The sequence below is a fragment of the Bacteroides sp. 1001302B_160321_D4 genome (genome assembly GCF_015667765.1).
Classification (GTDB): Bacteria; Bacteroidota; Bacteroidia; order Bacteroidales; family Bacteroidaceae; genus Bacteroides; species Bacteroides xylanisolvens.
In genome coordinates this window covers 80,702-98,144 of sequence record NZ_JADPLO010000008.1, presented here as the reverse complement: position 1 = coordinate 98,144, position 17,443 = coordinate 80,702, and the positions used below count along the sequence as shown (strand labels likewise).

Below are 17,443 nucleotides of genomic sequence, written 5' to 3'. Positions count from 1 at the left end.
TTCGTTCAACGGATGTCGATTAATTTGTGTGTTTGCAGGCTGAGTCTCCATTTGGGATGTCGCATTACACAGTCCACTGTTGAAGCAGTGTTATTACAAGAACAAGGCTGGAGGAAAAAATGTTCGGCCGGAAGTAGTTCAAAAATACTTATATCTTGTCCTTCATAGACCACTTTCACTTCATCCATCCGGTCGATAGCAAGTTTCGCCCCTTGTTTGGGGGAGCAGGTCACCCAGTCGATAGTTGCCGGCAGGGGGCGTGTACCGTTGGTTTCGATGGTCACATATTTGCCTGCTTGGTGCAAACGGTCGATCAATTCATCGTCTATCCATAAGGAAGGTTCGCCGCCCGTGAGGACAACGGTGACGGCAGGATATTTTTTCACTTCGGCGATAATTTCATCGTCGGTCATCATTTTTCCTTCTTCGTGTTGTGTGTCGCAAAAGTCACATTTCAGGTTGCAGCCGGAAAAACGGACGAAGATGGCCGGAGTTCCGGTATGGTAGCCTTCGCCCTGCAAGCTGTAAAAGATTTCATTAATCTTTCTCATCATCAAAATTTGTTTGGTTTGCTATTCTTGTCCTTCTGCGCCGCTGGGATCTTTCTCGTAGATGACAATGTTTCCTTCCGATTCCTGCACTTCTACTTTATAGCATTGAGGAATCTGTTTGCATACCCACCGGGCGATATTCTCCGCTGTGGGATTAAATGGGAGTACTTCGTTCAGATTTTGATGGTCGAGTTTCTCCGTGACTACTTCTTTGATGCGGGTGAAATCTACCACCATTCCTTCGGAGTTGAGCCGCGCGGAACGGCAATAGACGGTGATAATCCAGTTGTGACCGTGTAAACTGGCGCATTTACTGCGATACGGGAGTACCAGCTTATGAGAAGCCGAAATCTCCATGCGTTTGATTACTGTAAACATGAGTGTATGTATTTTAATAGTTACACGCATCTAATGTCACCTCGATGCAACGGCAAAGGTAATATAAAATAGAGTTTTCATCCAGCAAAGAGTGTTATTTTTTCCCTTTTTTTGCACTATCTTTGCCGCATGAAAACTCTATATATTGTTTTAGGTAGTATTTCCCTTGCGCTCGGTATTCTCGGCATCTTTCTGCCGCTACTGCCCACTACCCCTTTTCTATTGCTCACCGCCGCCCTTTATTTCAAAGGGTCACCCCGATTATATAACTGGCTGCTCAACCATCGGCACTTCGGCCCTTATATCCGCAATTTCCGCGAAAACAAGGCGATTCCTCTCCGTGCCAAAATAATTTCTCTCGTATTAATGTGGGGAACGATGCTTTATTGCATTTTCTTCCTGATTCCTTTTATATGGGTAAAGATTCTCCTGGGATTGATAGCCGCAGGAGTCACTTATCATATTCTTTCTTTCAAGACGTTAAAGTAATGCGATAGTCCCTGCTGTGCATCGGCAAGTTTATCTTCCCAATGTTTCACGGAGTTCTGGCCAATAATATCAGTCACGTATTTCACGGAAATAAACGGTATTTCTTTTGAACGGCAAACAAATGCCTGTGCGTATGCTTCCATATCTACCACGTCTCCGCTAACATGAGTCAACTCGGTGAGGAAGCCATCTCCTGTATTGCAGATTCCATGTTCCGTCCAATGCGTGCAATAACCTTTTTCTTCGAGCAGAGCTGATGAATCGATCTCACACTCCAATCCGAACTCTTTCATTTTCTGCATATCACGGTCTATGAACTTGCGACATACAAAAATATCTCCTACCTGATGATTGACTGTTCCGGCACTTCCGATATTGAGCACCAAGTCCGGTTGTACCTGACGGATTGCCTCTGCCAAATGAAAGGCTGATTTAACTTTACCAATACCTGTACGAACGTAGTAAGGTTCTATATCCGGCCATTTAAGTTCTACAAATTCGCCTTGTACGGCGTAGGTTACTAATATTTTCAACATGGGTTCCTTTATTTCGTAAAAATCAGTTATTTCTGCAAAAATAACTATTTAACTGGAGTTATCTATAAAATGCAATCAAAAGAGATTACTTTTTACTATCCGGCAACGGATTAATAGCCCCCCTTTGTGTACAAGTATATGCCGATACATCTACCGCTTTGCGGTGTGATTCAGCAACCGACACCCCTCTAAGTATGTTCACAACAAAGGTAGCAGTAAACGAGTCGCCTGCACCTACAGTATCGGCCACCTCGACTTTAGGTGTGTTTATGGATGACACTTCCCCACTTACATCATATATGCCACTACGTACTGCCCCCTGTGTGAATATAACATATTTGAGCGAGAAACGAGCAATGAGTTCTGCGATAGCTTCCACAAAATCAGTCGAAAGGGAAAGAAGAGAAATCAATAACGGCAATTCGTCTTCATTCAATTTGAGCACATTTGCCTTTTGCAAGGATTCCACAATCAAGTCTGTCGAATAAAAACGTTGCCTGATATTAATATCAAACACCTTCAAAGAGGTATCCGGCACGGCATCTATGAGTCTCAAGATTGCAGCACGTGACTTTTCACTTCGTTGTGCCAAAGAGCCCCAACAAACAGCATCTGCATCGCTGACAAGTTTCATGGTCGCAGGACTACACTCGATAGCATCCCAAGCAACATTCTCAACAATCTCATATTGCGGTACACCGGCCTCATTCAACGACACAAGCACTTTACCTGTCGGCAAAATATTACGGGAAATATATCCTAAATCAAGTCCGGTCTCTTTAAGCACCGTAAATGTTTCATCACCGAGTTCGTCGCCACCTATTGCCGTAACGGGATATGATTCTGCTCCCAATTCCTTCGCAAAAAAACAGAAATTGATAGGCGCTCCGCCAAGTCTCTTACCTTCCGGGAAGCAATCCCAAACAACTTCTCCTATACCTATTATTTTCATGGTTTTATAGTTTAATAATTATTTTCATGGATGTTGCACTATTCTCGTCTATAAATTTATATGCCTTGTCATACTGTTCGAACGGAAAATGATTCGAAATAAGCGGTTCGAGACGGATGGCTCCCGAACATACCTGATCGATAGCCGTAAGATAATCTTCATGGCGATACATCATCGTTCCGTTCACCTTCAGTTCGTGCTCTCCCAAATAGAACATATCAAGCGACGGATCCTTGCCAAATACCGCCACTACAACGATGGTACTCCCTTTTTCGATACACTCCATAAGCGAACGAATACTCGACTCAACTCCGGCAACCTCAAACGCAGCTTGAAAATCTTCATCCCCGAAAAGCCTCTTCGCTCCTTCTTTGAGCGGCGTCTTAGCTACATTGAGCGTATCTACTATACCACATTTACGAGCGATTTCAAGTCTGAAATCACTCACATCGGTAATAAGAACCCGTTTGGCTCCTCTTGCCTTAGCGAACTGCGCCACGAGGTTACCGATTGTTCCGGCACCCGATACAACCACATTCTTACCTTTCAAGTCCCCGCCACGCATGGTTGCATGCGCAGCTACTGCCACCGGTTCTATCATAGCCCCATAATCAAGTGACATACCTTCAGGCAACACCGCAACCCTGTCATCATCAACCACAAAAAAGTCTTGCGCAGCTCCATTTGCCTGAAAAGCCTGCACTCTTAGCTCTTCACAAATATTATACTCTCCCCGCTGACAAGGCTTGCACTTCCCACACGCGAGTTGCGGACGTGCGGTGACAACGTCACCCGCCTTGCAGATCGTAACCGCCGCCCCCGTAGCGACTACCACTGCCGAATATTCATGCCCCTGAACTACCGGATAGAAAGTTGCCGGATGACATCCGTGATAAGAATGTATCTCACTTCCACAAATACCAATTCTCTTAATATTCAGAAGTACCTGATGTTCTTTCAGGTCCGACGCCTTAGGCGCCTCAACTTCACGAAATTCAATATGTTTTGGTTCTACTAATACCGCTTGTCTCATTTTATACCATATTTACTTAAAATTTCTATTACCGGAGTCTCTATTGACTTCGCCCAAAGTGCATATCCATAACTACTTGGATGAGTTCCGTCGACCGATGTCTCATGCGCATCGGAAGCATCAGGCGTAATCAGATAAACGTCTTTATATTTCGGGTTCGTGAGGATTTTCGCAAACAACTCCTCTACGGTTGCCGCCTTAGCCCGTTCTTTCGCATCAAGAACTGTATCGAATGAACGTCGTTCACGATAGATAGTACGCTGAAATATCAACGGAGTAGCCGGATGTGCCGCTATAAGCCGATCGATAAACGGCATCAGGCGCTCTCTTATCAGTTCTGCGTCAGGATTTGAAAAAGTATCGAATATAAAGGCATCAGCCTTGACTTCCGCAAGAACATCGAGCATGTAAGGCTGCATCAGGCAACGTCCGCTTGTTGCGAGCGACACGACTTGAAGACCAGTATTACGCATAAATTGCATGGGATAACTCATACCGGATCGATCCGTGCTCACTCCCTGCGTAAACGAAGAGCCATATACCGCTATCCTGTGACGAAAATCGGACTTCAACGGTTCGATAACAGCATCGTCATCTATCCCTATCTTACAAGAAATGACCTCCGAATACATCGGCATATACATCATACATTCGTGCATCGTACCATCCATATTCTCAATGAGCGTGAATGTCTCGGTTTTCTCGCCCTTATACGCTTTCAATGAACCGCTTGCTGCATATTGCCATTGACCGTCTGCATTTTTGATATAAAGATCATATCCTTTATAAGAGATCGGCATGGTTGAATGGCTCGAATATACATATCCCCACTTTGTCGTAATCTGTATATTACGCGTGTTCGTTTTAAACAACACAGCCATACCGGCAGAGCAACGGAGTTGTCGATTCTCCGTCCTGTTAAAACCTTTATAAACCAATGTATCGACTCTATGATACGGATTGGGAGTCGATTCAAACGGCTTACCTATCAGGTTAAGCGTTGACGCCTCCGTCTGTTTTTGTGCCGAAACCGACAATACGCACGAAAGCGACAGAACAACCGTTATGAAAAACTTCTTCATTGCCTTGGATTTTTTAGTTGTTTACTGTAATAAGACTTTCAATCCTTCCGCTACCTGCATAGCATAAAACTGCTCATACTTTTCCATAAACACAGGGTATTTGTCCAGTCCCAATGACACAAAAGGTGATATCTTCAAGAACTCGGCCGGCGATCCTCCCGAAATCAACTTCCTGTCCGCCGGGGTGATGTGAGGTTCGGAGATAGCTATATTTTCACCGGACTCGGTGCGCGCACCTATCAGGTATTTGCAATAAACAGCTATCAGGAAAGCCTCTATCGAAATATCCTTCCCATCCTGCAACATCTGTTTGAGTATGGGTACCACATAAACCGCAAACTTAGCAATGCCATCGCCGCAAAGCCGTGATACCTGATCGCTGATCGCCTTGTTTGAAAATCGTTCGATAAGCTGGTCTTTATACGCTTCAAGGTCAACGCCCTCGGGAACCGGAACATAAGGAGTAACATCCCTGTTCATAAACAGCTTTATCATTGCACGATACCTCTCGTCTGCCATTACAGCATCGACCTTCCTGAATCCTTCCATATAGGCAGGATAAGAAAGAAGAGTATGTGACGCATTGAGAAGACTTAATTTCATGATTTCATACGGGGTCACATCATGGGTGAATGTAACTCCCACCTTCTCCCATGCAGGACGGCCTGCAATGAAATTATCTTCAATCACCCATTGTATAAAGTCTTCACAACACACATCTGTAACCTTACCCGGTTTTGTTACGGGAGTGATTCGATCCACCATCGAATTCGGGAACGTCACTTTCTTTTTCGCCCACGCTGCCACCTCGGGATATTTCGCTTCGAAGTATGACATAAACGCACATTTGGCGGCATTGCCATTCATCTGCATGTTGTCACACGAAAGAATCGTAATCGGCAAATCTTTCTCCATCCGGCGTTTAAGTCCTTCGGCTACATACCAAAACACACTGCGCGATTGGTTAAAATCAACCTTATATCCCCCTTCGGTAATGGTGAGAGAGATGATTTTTATCTCCTCCGATGCTATTTTAGCGATGATAGGCTCACTGTCTATTTCCCCCCATGCCAGTTCTACAAGCGAACCAATCAGCATACTATCCTGTTCGCCGGAAGGGCTACATGTCGTCAACTGATATATGCCGTCGTCTTTCTTGAGGGCGTTGAACAAGACCCCGTCCGTAGGCATAATCATGGCTCCGAATACCCCCCAGCATCTTTGTGAAGGATCTTCAAGTAATAGATTTGTGTAAGCTTCGAGATGTGCACGATGGAAGTTTCCAACGCCGAAATGTACTATTCCGGCCTTTATTTCAGCACGATTATAATTAAAAGTCTTCATACGATAATTTCAATGTTTCGGCAAGTGATTTTTCCACCTTGTCGCAATGTTCTATATAGAATTTATAAACCTCATTCCATTTGTAATAAGATGCTTCAACCGCTTCCAACGGCAACCGGAGGTCTTTTTCATTCAGCATAAACTTAACTAAAACGTCCGGATTGCCTTCTGATTGGTAAAAGATCATCTGAAGGTTCGCACCCATCGGAATATCCCAATACTTCCAACTCCGTAACGCTTCTTTGGAATTACTAGCCTCCCGCGCCCACGTCCCGGCTTGCAAATTGGTCAAGATGGCCATCAGAACGCCATCGTGTCCGAAGTTGAGATTGATACCATGACGCTTGCGCACCAGATCTTCGGCAGATTCGTCTAACAAATGGCGTAACGTGCGGGATGCAAGTCCCCAACTACGCCCGTGAGATACCGGTTCAGGACCTTTCTGCGCAAAATACTTATAGTTCTCGATTTCCGCCCAAGCCAATATTTCCTCTTCTGTAAAGATATCCCATATAGGCACTTGGCGGTCGAGGCATTGCATCAGTGATGCCATTAACCAGAAGCGATGGATCAGGTCGTACTTGTCATATTCACTTTCTACTTGTGTAACATCTATAAACAGTCTTCTAAAAAAAGCATCCACATCCAACTTTTCATCTATATATGAACGATATTTTTTATACCAACTGTTTTCCTTACCAAGTATATATTTATCAAGCGGACTCCTGCCGGGACATACGTTACCGTATGGATTCAGTGTGGTAAGGAACGAACGGGAGTTGTCTATCTCCGCCCATTCAAGCCCGGGGCGTAGCGACAAAATGCCCGAATTTACAGATTGCATGGTGGCCGCCACCCGAAGCACATTCGTTGCGTTAGTCTTCAAATAGGGATGGCCTTCAAATACTTCCGGATAGTTTTGTACCATCCTCCGGCCTATCTCCCTTGTCTGACGATAACCGATTTGTGTCAGATCGCCTTCTTTGTAAAACACATTCTTCTTGAACGGTTCAAGACGTTCGTACAAGGCTTTCCCAAAATCGGTAAGGTTGTTTGTGGCATGAGCTTTCTCCAATACGCCGTATATGGCAGAATAAGTCACCTCATCGTCTATCTGACGCGCTCCATGACGGAAATAGCCGTTTATATAGAAAGGCGTATATCCTTTGGGCGCCGGCGTAACCGGATGTGAAAGATCGGTCACATAATACACGCCGCCCGCACGTTCCGGATCCCTGCGTATCTCGTCGAGAGGATTTTCGGCCACCGGCTTTTCTTTCGGAAGAGAGAGTTTGAATATGCAAGGAAGATCAGACGTCTTTTTCGCATTCGTATTGGTATTGACATACATAACTCCGTCTTTGACCACAATATCTTCCGGTTCGTAAATAACCTGTTCCTGCACATTGTATCGGGCAGTAATTGTCCGCCTATCCGTATCGTACACCCGGATGCAGGAAGGACGGCTGTCATCCTGTTTCCCAACTCCGAAGCAGAAATAGATTTTACCATCATGCATACAGCCCGCTTGCGTAAACCATACCTCATAGGGGAACACCACCTGATCGAGAATGTCATTTTCGTCGAGGCGCACCTTTGCGCCCTCACTCAACGACGGTATGCGGAATTTGGTGGCGACATACTGGTTTTCCCACGCATGCTTTGTCACCTTCGCCACAGTACGTTTACGTGCCGAGAATATCCATATAAATCCCCGTTCCCGATCGACCAGCCAGCTTGGTGCACCAAAGATGGGGACATACCCTTTCTCCGCCCACTTCGAGCCATCGAGTTCAATTGTCTGTGCGATTTCGCTGCTAAAACGTTTTCCACGACGGGTGATGCTCTCCACAAAACACAACCATTCCAACTCGCTTCCTACCTTCCCGTTTGTGATATACAAGAGAGGAAACGATGCTCCGCGTTTTGTCTCGACGCCAAAGCATACATTATTTACATGGTTGTCCGGATGGGAGGATGCCAACTCAAAGCCTGCCACAGGTTTCGGATCGGCACTTTTGAAATCATAGATATTCACGTGCCCTCCATCCTCGCACGAGAATATATAATCATCCCATATTTCAAGTCCTTGCTGTGCCCGCCCCCGTCCTTCCTTTGCCAGGAAGACAGAGCACTCCACCTCTTTCTCCGGCTCTACATACAACTGGGCGATAAGGGGAATAGAGATCAGTAAGCACACGACAGACAAATAGATCTTTTTCATAAGTATGCTCTATAAATTTAAAGTATGATTATGTTCTACGTTAATCGAACAGCTCTACGCCTAACGACTCAAGCCGTTTCTGCAACTCTCCCACATCGAGAGCCCGCGGAGTACAATGCTGCGACGCACTCATGGCAGCGGCAATACCAACTGCCTCTCCCATCGCCATGCAAATACTCATGACACGATAGGAAGCGTGAGCTCTGTGAGTACCCGATATGCACCGTCCCGCCACCAGAAGCCCTTCCAAGCCCAACGGGAGAAAACAACGATACGGCAAATCGTATGGTTTGCAATATTGGATGGTCGGTTCCGCCTGTCCGGCTCCGTCAGGATTATGTATATCGACAATGAACAATGCTTTATGTACCACCACATCGGCAAAACGGCAGCCTTCCGCCATCTCATCGGCATCAATCACATAGTCGCCCATCACCCTGCGGCTTTCGCGCACTCCGGTTGTTGTACCACTTCCGATCACTCTACAGTTTTCGTAACCCGGCAAATTTTCTTTCAAGAATTGAGTCAGGAGGCGTATCTGTTGCCTAAGTTCAAGATCGGCGGCGAAAATAGAGCTTACCGAAGTAATATCCACTCTATTGACTTGTGTCGTATTTACCTGACGGCAACCCGGTCTGACCGACGGATGCAAACGCACGGCAGCAAGCATCCGGGGAAGTTTGCCCTCATCGGCTTTCTTTTTACACCAATCAAGAAAACACTCGCCATTCAATTGAACATTGTCTACATCTCCAATGCAGATAATTCCTTTCGATTCATCTACGCCATCAATGGTGTATTCAAGGGTTACAGGCTGCATGAGTCCGTCAGCACGTCCTTTTTCTATTTTTGCACCGGCAAGAAAAGATACTATGGCATCACCGGTACAGTCAATCGTAACCGCGGCTTCAAAACAGAGCGTCCCCTCGTTACTTGCACACTTAATACCTTTTACCACCTTTCCGTCACGAATAACATCCGACACGCAACATTGCAAAAAGACATCGATGTTCTTTTCCCTGGCGACAAACTCTGCCAATGTAAGTTTTGCCTCTTCGAAATCGTGAGCATTTCCATGCTCACCAATCCAGTCATTGTCTTTGACGCCAAGAATAGCACAAACCTCATCGCGCATCGTGTTCTTGCTTACACTACCGAGAATAGGGCCGACATACCCGGCGGTCAGGTTACCTCCGATGACTCCATATCTTTCGATAAGAGCAACACGTGCTCCTTGCCGGGCGGCGGCTACAGCCGCACATATCCCGGCAGGACCTGCACCTGCTACTATTACATCATAATATTTTGTATTCATTATCTGCTTGTATATGGACCGGAAATAGTCTTAACAGTCATTGCCCCGTCAGAATCTGTGATTGTCACAACTCTATATTTGTTTCCCCCGTCGGTCACACGAACTACAATATGTCCATCATATCCCTTTACTCTCGCAGCCTCTTCCGCCGTAACCCGGTCGTCTACTCCGCTGGGGCGATCGCCCTGCCAGAAGTTAGTGATAAACATGTCACACGCAGGGAGCGTTGTCTCCATCGAATTCAGTATATCGGTACGGGGATGACAATCTACCCACGAATTGACAACAATCGTTTGTGGATTGAGTGCTTTCAGAGCATCCACCTGATTGGTGTTGGTTACACCGTGATGGTTAGCTTTCAATAGTTCCACCTGACCCACTGCTTTTGCACAGGGCAGTTCGGCATCTTTCCATGCATGACTCGAACGTCCGTTATACTGAAGGTCACCACCGGCAAAGAAATCAAAGTTGCCATACGAAACTTTCATCACACAACTGGTTATATTCTCCGGCGGACAATTGTCACTGGAGGTAATGTTCTTGCTGTTTTCGTATGAAATCTCCGAGAGTTCAGGGAATGTCTTCTTTGTGGTAGTACCCGAACCTGTCCAGATCTCTCCATTCACTGCCACGTTTTGCACCTTTGCAGTAGGGTACTTTGCAGGATTATACTTCTGAACGATCTGATCATTCGCCCCTGCTTTGAATATCGCAGCATCGAACTTTTGATTGGCGACATGCCATTTCACTGCATTGATATAATTGCTGCAACTTGGAGCATTGTCTGCCATTGTCGCCATATTGAACGGATAGTTATAATCGGGATAGCCACGATCGAGAAGCGTACCAATCTTGAAATTATCGAAAATCTCGGCAAAACCTATCAACGAATAAGTGTCGGAGTTGGAAGATTTCGGCAAGGAAGAAGTATAACCGCCGAAGTGGTCATTATGGAAGTGGGTAAGTACGGCATAATCAATCGTACTGTTACCTGTCCATACCATACACTTACGAATGTAATCAGTTATAATCTGTGAACCACGGGTAGAAGTCAGAGTCGGATCCCAACGGCTACGGATACCGGTATTGGTCGTATTACTATTAGAGTTGGTCGTAACACTCGAACTTGCGGCATCAATAAGCATTTGCGTACCATCCGGGAATATTACAAACATGCTTTCACCGGTAGTCGTATTGATGAAATGAATATCCATCACACCCTCCTGCCAGGCAGGAATCGTTTTACCTACCTCTATTTCAGTGGCAGCATCTTCCCCACCTCCATCCGGACGAATCAAAAATGAGTGAGACTCATTGGAACTGCATCCTACAATCGCAAGGATGAACAGACTAAATATAAATATTAACCTTTGCATGCTATATGAAGATTTAAAAACATCTCTCCGCCTTCAATGCTGACGGCAAGACGAATATAATTACCAAAATTTGAATTTACCTTTATAATATGTTGGCCAAGTCCTTTGAAGATTACAGGCTCACTACCGTCGTCAGCCCAATGTATACCGTCTTGCGATAGTTGCACACGACCTTCAAATACGGGATCTCCTTCTATTTTCTCAACCATAACAAAGAATATAGCCTCATCTGCCCAACCAGCCTCGTAAGGATGAGTGAAGAAAGTACCTTTAAAGAACTTCTTTACCTCAAGATGGGAATCATTAAACATTTTCATATATTACATTCCTCCTTTTATTCTTGTGAAACAACAACAGAATCTATATAAAAGAATACACGACGATTGGTATCAGTACCCACCCAGAAAAGAGGATTGATAAGATTGTCGATGCGTCCATATCCGTCAACGGTATCAGCTGCAATGCCACGCATATCCCAAATTTTGTCCTGACATTGGAACTCTACATATTCACGAAGTTCTGTGTCAAGTTTCAGACGCATGTATTGCCAATTGAGTTTACAGTCGGTCTCATTGTAAATGAGTTTCTGATGACCATCTTTCAAATCTTTGAATCCATCGTGGTCGCCATTAGGATAACGGCGGCCGAACCACCAGGGATCGACTCCCCTCTTACACCAGTCTCCGTCAAGTCCATAAGCCCAATCGCGGTCGGTTATGTCTTCATTGGAATGTTCATACTGCCACTTCTGCATTAATTTGCCATCTACTGCATTGAGATAGCGAATTCCTACATGGTAACGTTTTCCACCCTCCTGTACATCGAATCCCATACCAAAATCGCGGATGGAACTCTCATGCAAACCCGGTTGCGGACGGTCACCGCCATCCACCACATCCTGCTCCGCCGTGTATGTAAACCAACATTCTATCTGCAAATATTTGCAACCCGGACGAGAGAACGAAAGCCGCTTAATGGCATGTCCCAGACAACCTTCCGCCGGAATCTCCGTATAAGGAGCGGCAACAGGTCTTGTCGAAAGTTTAAGAGAGTAAGTGCCGGACATTGCCCCGTGAGTGCCCGGATACCTGAAAGTAGCGGAACTAAGCATGACCGGTGGCCACTGGTCTTTATTGACCAATGTCTTGGGAACATCAAAATCGGGATATTCCGTAAAGTTAGGCATTAATGTCATCCAGCCGTTAAAGCCGGTGTTGAATACATCATAGCTCAACACCCTTTTCAATGGTTGATAGCGACTGCGCAATAAAATTTCTCCAATGCTCATAATATCATTTATTTAATAAAGTTAGTACCCTGGATTTTGAACAAGTTTTCCATTCATTATCAATACATCATCACTTGGTAATGGCCATAAATAAATCTTCTCATCATACTTACGTTCACCATGCTGGACGATATAGGTTCCGTCGGCCATCGCTTCAAAAGAAGGAAATCCGTCTTTGTCAAATGTCGGAGTCTCCGGCCAAAACCAGTTGCCTGCCGCAAAGTATTCCTTTGCCCTGTTGGCTGTACGGGTAAATCCGTACATATTGTGTCCGAAAGCATTCTCAAACTGATGCCAACGAAGCAAGTCGAAATAGCGCAGATTTTCCCATGCAAACTCCACACGACGCTCACGGCGGAGCACTTTGCGCAATGCCGTCTGATCGGTTGTCGTGATGGACGGATAGTCGTTGGTTTGTGTACGGGTGGTGCCATAAGCACGGGCACGGACATCGTTGATGCAAGCAAGGACAGTAGCGTCAATCTCCCCCAGTTCAATCTTAGCTTCGGCATACATCAACAAAACATCGGCATAACGCATAAGAATGACGGGGTTGTCGTTATACAAAGTAGTACGCCATGACTCTTGCGCGCCTTTGCGCAGGCAACAACCATTGTAAGCACAGTTGGAAGCATCCGAACCGCCTTTGGAATCTTTGTTTGTAATCATACGATTTTGTGTATAGTCCATTACTTCGAGTGCGTTCGGCGCAGGATTCCACTCAATACCATAGATACGGCTGCCGGGAGCTGCAAATGTTTCCAAGCAACGGGGATCGCGGTTGGCAAATGGATCGTGAGGATCAAAGCCACTGCCCGGTTCATCAATCGTCTTGCCATTCGTCATTTCGTAGACAGCAAGAAGTTCCCACGAAGGTTGCGCATTATGTGTACCGCCTGCCGAACGGGCAATAAAGGAACCGATAGCCTGTGTAGTAGGTTTACCGTTTTCATCCAACTCAAGGTCGCTTGAGTGAGCAACAGAGAAGATAACTTCTTTGCTTCCTCTTGTCTTGTCGCGGAAAAGTTCTCCATAATCAGGGGCCAAGTCATATACTTCCAGATCTATACAGTCTTGCGCAGCCTTTGCGGCAGTCCCGTAGTCGTGTTGATAGAGAGCGGTACGAGCCTTGTAAGCATAAGCCGTTCCTTTGTCCACACGGGTGGCGCCGCTATTATTATTTGCGGCCGGCAAATTTTCTGCGGCATAGTCATAATCTTCATAAATTTGTTTCAGAACGACAGCTTTGTCGGTACGCCCCATCTCAAATGCTTCCTCCGGAGTAATCGAAGTCACGTAGAAAGGAACATCTCCCCAAAGAGTAATCAAACGTGAATAAGCAAACGCCCTGAAAAAACGGGCTTCGGCACGAAGCGTATTCAGTTCAGTGGTGGAATATTTGCCTTCAAGTTTGTCGAGTGCCTCCAAAATCCGGTTGGCACGACTAATGTTCTTATACGTGTAACTCCAAACAGTCTTGATGTTAGGATTACTTGTAGAAGACGCATTTAGTGAACCTGCCGCAATGGTATAAATGTTGGTTCGTTGTGCCCAGTCATCCGTATTACGGTCCAGCGTCCAACCTTCTTCTATAACAAAGAAAGTACTGCGATAAAAATCGTTCAACGAGATTCGAACTTCCTCCGGTGACGAGAACCAGTTTTCACTGGATGCAGCTGAAGGAGGATTCAGATCGAGGTTCACACAAGAAGTTACAGATAGAAGAGCTATCATGCAAATCAGTACATGTATTTTTTTCATATTATGTAATTTTTTCATACTCCATTAGAATTTGATATCCACTCCAAATGTATAAGTGCGTGTGATATAGGTAGAAGCGCCTGCTTCAGGGTCCCATCCCGAAAGATAACTATCAAAGCAGTATGGATCATCGATATTGACGTACACCCGAAGTCCCTTGATTCCGACTTTAGAGACGATTTTTTTAGGAACTGTATAGCCAACGTTGATATTCTTTATACGCATATAGGCACTACTCTTGAGCCAGTAGTCCGACATTTTGTAGTTGTTGTATTCACCGCCCTGATGACTCAAACGGGGATAGCTGGCTGCCGCGTTCTGTTCTGCAGTGTTGTACACACTCCAATAATTACGGCTGCCATTGTCGTTCAGAAGGACCGACGGAGCCGGAAGCCATTGTCCCTGCATGGGGCGAATCATACTTTCGGTGAGGCGTGAAAGTTGTTTCCCGACACCATTGAAGAGTAGGGAGAAAGAGAGACCTTTCCAGCCCAAACTAATAGAACCTCCATATAGATAGTGTGGCAATGAGCTGCCAAGCACTACACGGTCGTATGTCTCATTGATAATTCCGTCAGGAGTGCCGTCCGGACCGCTGACATCTACATATTTCACATCACCCGGTTTGGTAGAAGCCGAAAGCAGAGCGCTTTCACTGACTTCCTCTGCGGTCTGGAATAAACCAGCAGTCTTATATCCATACCAGGAGTTATATTCTGCGCCTTCGGTAATAATGGTACCATCGCTGTTAAACTGCTGCTTGCCATTAAGATTATCTATTATAGACTTGTAATCAGAGATATTAAAACTTACTGCATAAGTTACATCTCCGATACGGTCAGACCAGCCGAGTTTCACCTCCCAACCACGGGTGTGCATTTTACCTACGTTCCTGTCAGGTGCCGAATAACCTGTAAACGACGGGATTGCCACCGACAAGAGCATATCTGTTGTCTTCTTATAATAATAGTCTGCGCTAAAGTCAAGACGATTGTTAAAGAAAGCGGCATCCACACCTATATCCCAGCTCTGTGTTTTCTCCCAATGGATATTCTCATACGCATAATCCTGTTGAGCGGCAGACATCAATGATTGGGGCGTAGAACCTGCACTGTCATACATAATGGCATTATTGAACGATATGTATGTCTGGTAAGGATAATTTCCAATCCGCTCGTTACCGAGCGTACCGATAGAGGCACGGAACTTCAGATAGTTTATCGGGGTTATGTTTTGCATGAATTTCTCATTAGAGATGACCCAACCCACCGATGCGGACGGGAAGAATCCCCAACGGTGATCCTTGTGAAAACGTGAAGATCCGTCTTCACGAGCATTGAGCTGGAGGTAGTAACGGCTGTCGTAATTATACATGACACGGCCAAAAAATGAACGGTATGCATTCTGATAAGAATTGCCGGCTACGGCAAGAGCATTCTTGTTCGCCAAATCAAGATAAGGGAAAGAAGACAAAGACATATCGTTGGTCGATCCCGACATCGTTTCATACGTATAACTATAATCTTCATAACCGACCATGGCATTGAAGTTATGTACCTTGCTGAAGGTCTTGTCGTATGTAGCGATGAATTGTTTCTCCAATGATTTGATGTTACGGCGTTCTTCACTTAGCGAATTGGAAGTATATCCTGAAACATATCCCAGCATAACATCGGTTTCGTATGCATCGTAAACAGGTATAGCTTTCTTCATCTCCTTGATCGAAACAGTTCCGACGGTAGGAGTCAGATTGGCAGTAAGGGTCAAATCTTTTATGGGCTTATAGCTCAAAGAGAATTTACCGGTCATTGTGTTGGATACGGTCTTCTTCTCTCCGCCTTCCAATAAAGCAGCAAGTGTATTGCTAAGACTGCCGTCTTTACCGGGACCTACCCGACCGTCCGGATAAAGTCCTAAATAAATGGAAGGATACATATAAGCTGCACGAATCGGACTACCGGAAGTCGGGTCATTTTTCGTGGCATAACGTACCGAGAAATCGATAGAACCGGAGAGTTTATCGCTAATCTTCAGATTATTACGCGAACGGATAGAGATTCTTTCGTGGTTTGAACCTTTATAGATAGCGTCGGCATTTTCGTAGGTAGCGGAAGTGTGGCTCTTGATTACCTTGTTGCCATACGTCATGGTTAAGTTGTGCTTATGGCGCATAGCGGTATTCGAAAGAATAGCGTCTTTCCAATCATAGATAGGATATTGAATGGGATCATACCTGTTGTTGGTAGCATAGTTGTCGATGTAGTCCTGTGAATAGTTGGCAAATTCGCCTCCCGCAGGATTACCGGCATCGTTCCACGACCATTCATTGTACATTGTCATGTAGTGATAAGGGTCTGTCAGAAATTTCGGAAATTCGGTAGGAGAAGACAACGAAATCTCTCCGTTGTAACCGATCGAAAGCTGTCCCTCGGTTGCCTCCTTAGTCGTTATCAAGATAACACCGGCAGCAGCACGGGCACCATAGATGGATGCAGAAGCTGCATCTTTAAGTACAGTAATCTGCTGTACGTCTTCGCTTGCTATATTGTCAAGGCTACTGACCATCATACCATCGACAAGGATAAGCGGACTCGAATCAGACATTGTTGTCACACCACGCACCTGAACCGTAGCACTCGCTCCCGGCATACTACTCGAACGGGTAACCGTCAGTCCCGGAATCAGTCCTTGCAAAGATTGTGAAAGTTGAGACGTACTCTGTTTCTCGATAAGCGAACTGTTGATTACACCAACCGCACCTGTAAGATCTTTCTTCTTTACAGATCCATAGCCGATAACAACCGTCTCTTCAAGTTGTACAGCATCCTCTTTAAGTTTTATATTTACTACACTTTTACCATCCCATACCACAGTCTCGGTCACATAACCAAGATAACGGAATTCTATTGTATGGCCTGATTCAGCGCCATTGAGCGCATACTTTCCCGACATATCGGAGGTAGTACCTTTTGCATTGTCTTTATCGTGGATCACCACTCCGACAAGAGGACCATTGGCATCGCTAACGACACCCTTCATTACATTCTGTGCAAAAGCCAGATTGATTTGCAGGAAACATGCCAATAACAGGCTTAATATACTTTTTTTCATACT

The 17,443-nt window shown here is 45.3% G+C and carries 15 protein-coding genes; 1 reads left to right on the top strand and 14 read right to left on the bottom strand.

The genetic code is table 11. The features are described from left to right. Nucleotides 1-5: 5 nt before the first annotated feature. Nucleotides 6-551, bottom strand: a complete 546-nt coding sequence (locus KFO40_RS05315; RefSeq protein WP_044134310.1) for a 7-carboxy-7-deazaguanine synthase QueE — start codon at nt 549-551, stop codon at nt 6-8. 21 nt (nt 552-572) lie between these two features. Next, a complete protein-coding gene (locus tag KFO40_RS05310) occupies nt 573-929 on the bottom strand; it encodes a 6-pyruvoyl trahydropterin synthase family protein (protein ID WP_004308297.1) in 357 nt (118 codons plus the stop codon). Nucleotides 930-1,058: 129 nt separating this feature from the next. On the opposite strand from KFO40_RS05310, the gene KFO40_RS05305 reads away from it, so the two are divergent. Continuing rightward, the gene (locus KFO40_RS05305; protein ID WP_004304786.1) at nt 1,059-1,418 is read left to right on the top strand and encodes a YbaN family protein; all 360 of its coding nucleotides are present in this window, start codon (nt 1,059-1,061) and stop codon (nt 1,416-1,418) included. On the opposite strand, the gene KFO40_RS05300 is transcribed toward KFO40_RS05305, so the two are convergent. The 12 genes from KFO40_RS05300 to KFO40_RS05245 all read right to left on the bottom strand — a co-directional run bounded on the left by KFO40_RS05300 (nt 1,388) and on the right by KFO40_RS05245 (nt 17,440). Next, a complete protein-coding gene (locus KFO40_RS05300; protein WP_211146157.1) occupies nt 1,388-1,954 on the bottom strand; it encodes a nucleosidase in 567 nt (188 codons plus the stop codon). The genes KFO40_RS05305 and KFO40_RS05300 overlap by 31 nt on opposite strands. Before the next feature lie 85 nt (nt 1,955-2,039). After that, nucleotides 2,040-2,906 (bottom strand): carbohydrate kinase family protein, encoded by an 867-nt coding sequence (locus tag KFO40_RS05295; protein ID WP_120145157.1) that lies wholly within the window; start codon nt 2,904-2,906, stop codon nt 2,040-2,042. 4 nt (nt 2,907-2,910) lie between these two features. Next, nucleotides 2,911-3,939: a zinc-dependent alcohol dehydrogenase gene (locus KFO40_RS05290; RefSeq protein ID WP_151928185.1), complete on the bottom strand. Its 1,029-nt coding sequence runs from the start codon at nt 3,937-3,939 to the stop codon at nt 2,911-2,913. After that, nucleotides 3,936-5,021 carry an SGNH/GDSL hydrolase family protein gene (locus KFO40_RS05285; RefSeq protein ID WP_120067509.1) on the bottom strand — a complete coding sequence of 362 codons (1,086 nt, stop codon included), beginning with the start codon at nt 5,019-5,021 and terminating at the stop codon, nt 3,936-3,938. Before KFO40_RS05285 ends, KFO40_RS05290 begins: the two co-directional genes overlap by 4 nt. Nucleotides 5,022-5,042: 21 nt before the next feature. Then, a complete protein-coding gene (locus KFO40_RS05280; protein WP_004308303.1) occupies nt 5,043-6,365 on the bottom strand; it encodes a mannitol dehydrogenase family protein in 1,323 nt (440 codons plus the stop codon). Further along, a complete protein-coding gene (locus KFO40_RS05275; protein WP_008021047.1) occupies nt 6,352-8,589 on the bottom strand; it encodes a histidine phosphatase family protein in 2,238 nt (745 codons plus the stop codon). Before KFO40_RS05275 ends, KFO40_RS05280 begins: the two co-directional genes overlap by 14 nt. Nucleotides 8,590-8,629: 40 nt before the next feature. Further along, nucleotides 8,630-9,904: an FAD-dependent oxidoreductase gene (locus tag KFO40_RS05270; protein WP_211146156.1), complete on the bottom strand. Its 1,275-nt coding sequence runs from the start codon at nt 9,902-9,904 to the stop codon at nt 8,630-8,632. Further along, complete coding sequence (locus KFO40_RS05265) at nt 9,904-11,280, bottom strand: ComEC/Rec2 family competence protein (RefSeq protein ID WP_008644257.1); 1,377 nt, start codon at nt 11,278-11,280, stop codon at nt 9,904-9,906. The genes KFO40_RS05270 and KFO40_RS05265 overlap by 1 nt, the downstream gene beginning before the upstream one ends. Then, the gene (locus KFO40_RS05260; RefSeq protein WP_004304776.1) at nt 11,268-11,597 is read right to left on the bottom strand and encodes a hypothetical protein; all 330 of its coding nucleotides are present in this window, start codon (nt 11,595-11,597) and stop codon (nt 11,268-11,270) included. The genes KFO40_RS05265 and KFO40_RS05260 overlap by 13 nt, the downstream gene beginning before the upstream one ends. A gap of 17 nt (nt 11,598-11,614) precedes the next feature. Then, nucleotides 11,615-12,568, bottom strand: coding sequence for a DUF6772 family protein (locus tag KFO40_RS05255; RefSeq protein ID WP_004304775.1), 954 nt, complete (start codon nt 12,566-12,568; stop codon nt 11,615-11,617). 21 nt (nt 12,569-12,589) lie between these two features. After that, nucleotides 12,590-14,329: a RagB/SusD family nutrient uptake outer membrane protein gene (locus KFO40_RS05250; protein WP_211146155.1), complete on the bottom strand. Its 1,740-nt coding sequence runs from the start codon at nt 14,327-14,329 to the stop codon at nt 12,590-12,592. A 24-nt stretch (nt 14,330-14,353) separates the two neighbouring features. Continuing rightward, nucleotides 14,354-17,440, bottom strand: coding sequence for a SusC/RagA family TonB-linked outer membrane protein (locus KFO40_RS05245; RefSeq protein WP_151934179.1), 3,087 nt, complete (start codon nt 17,438-17,440; stop codon nt 14,354-14,356). Between the last annotated feature and the right edge of the window lie 3 nt (nt 17,441-17,443).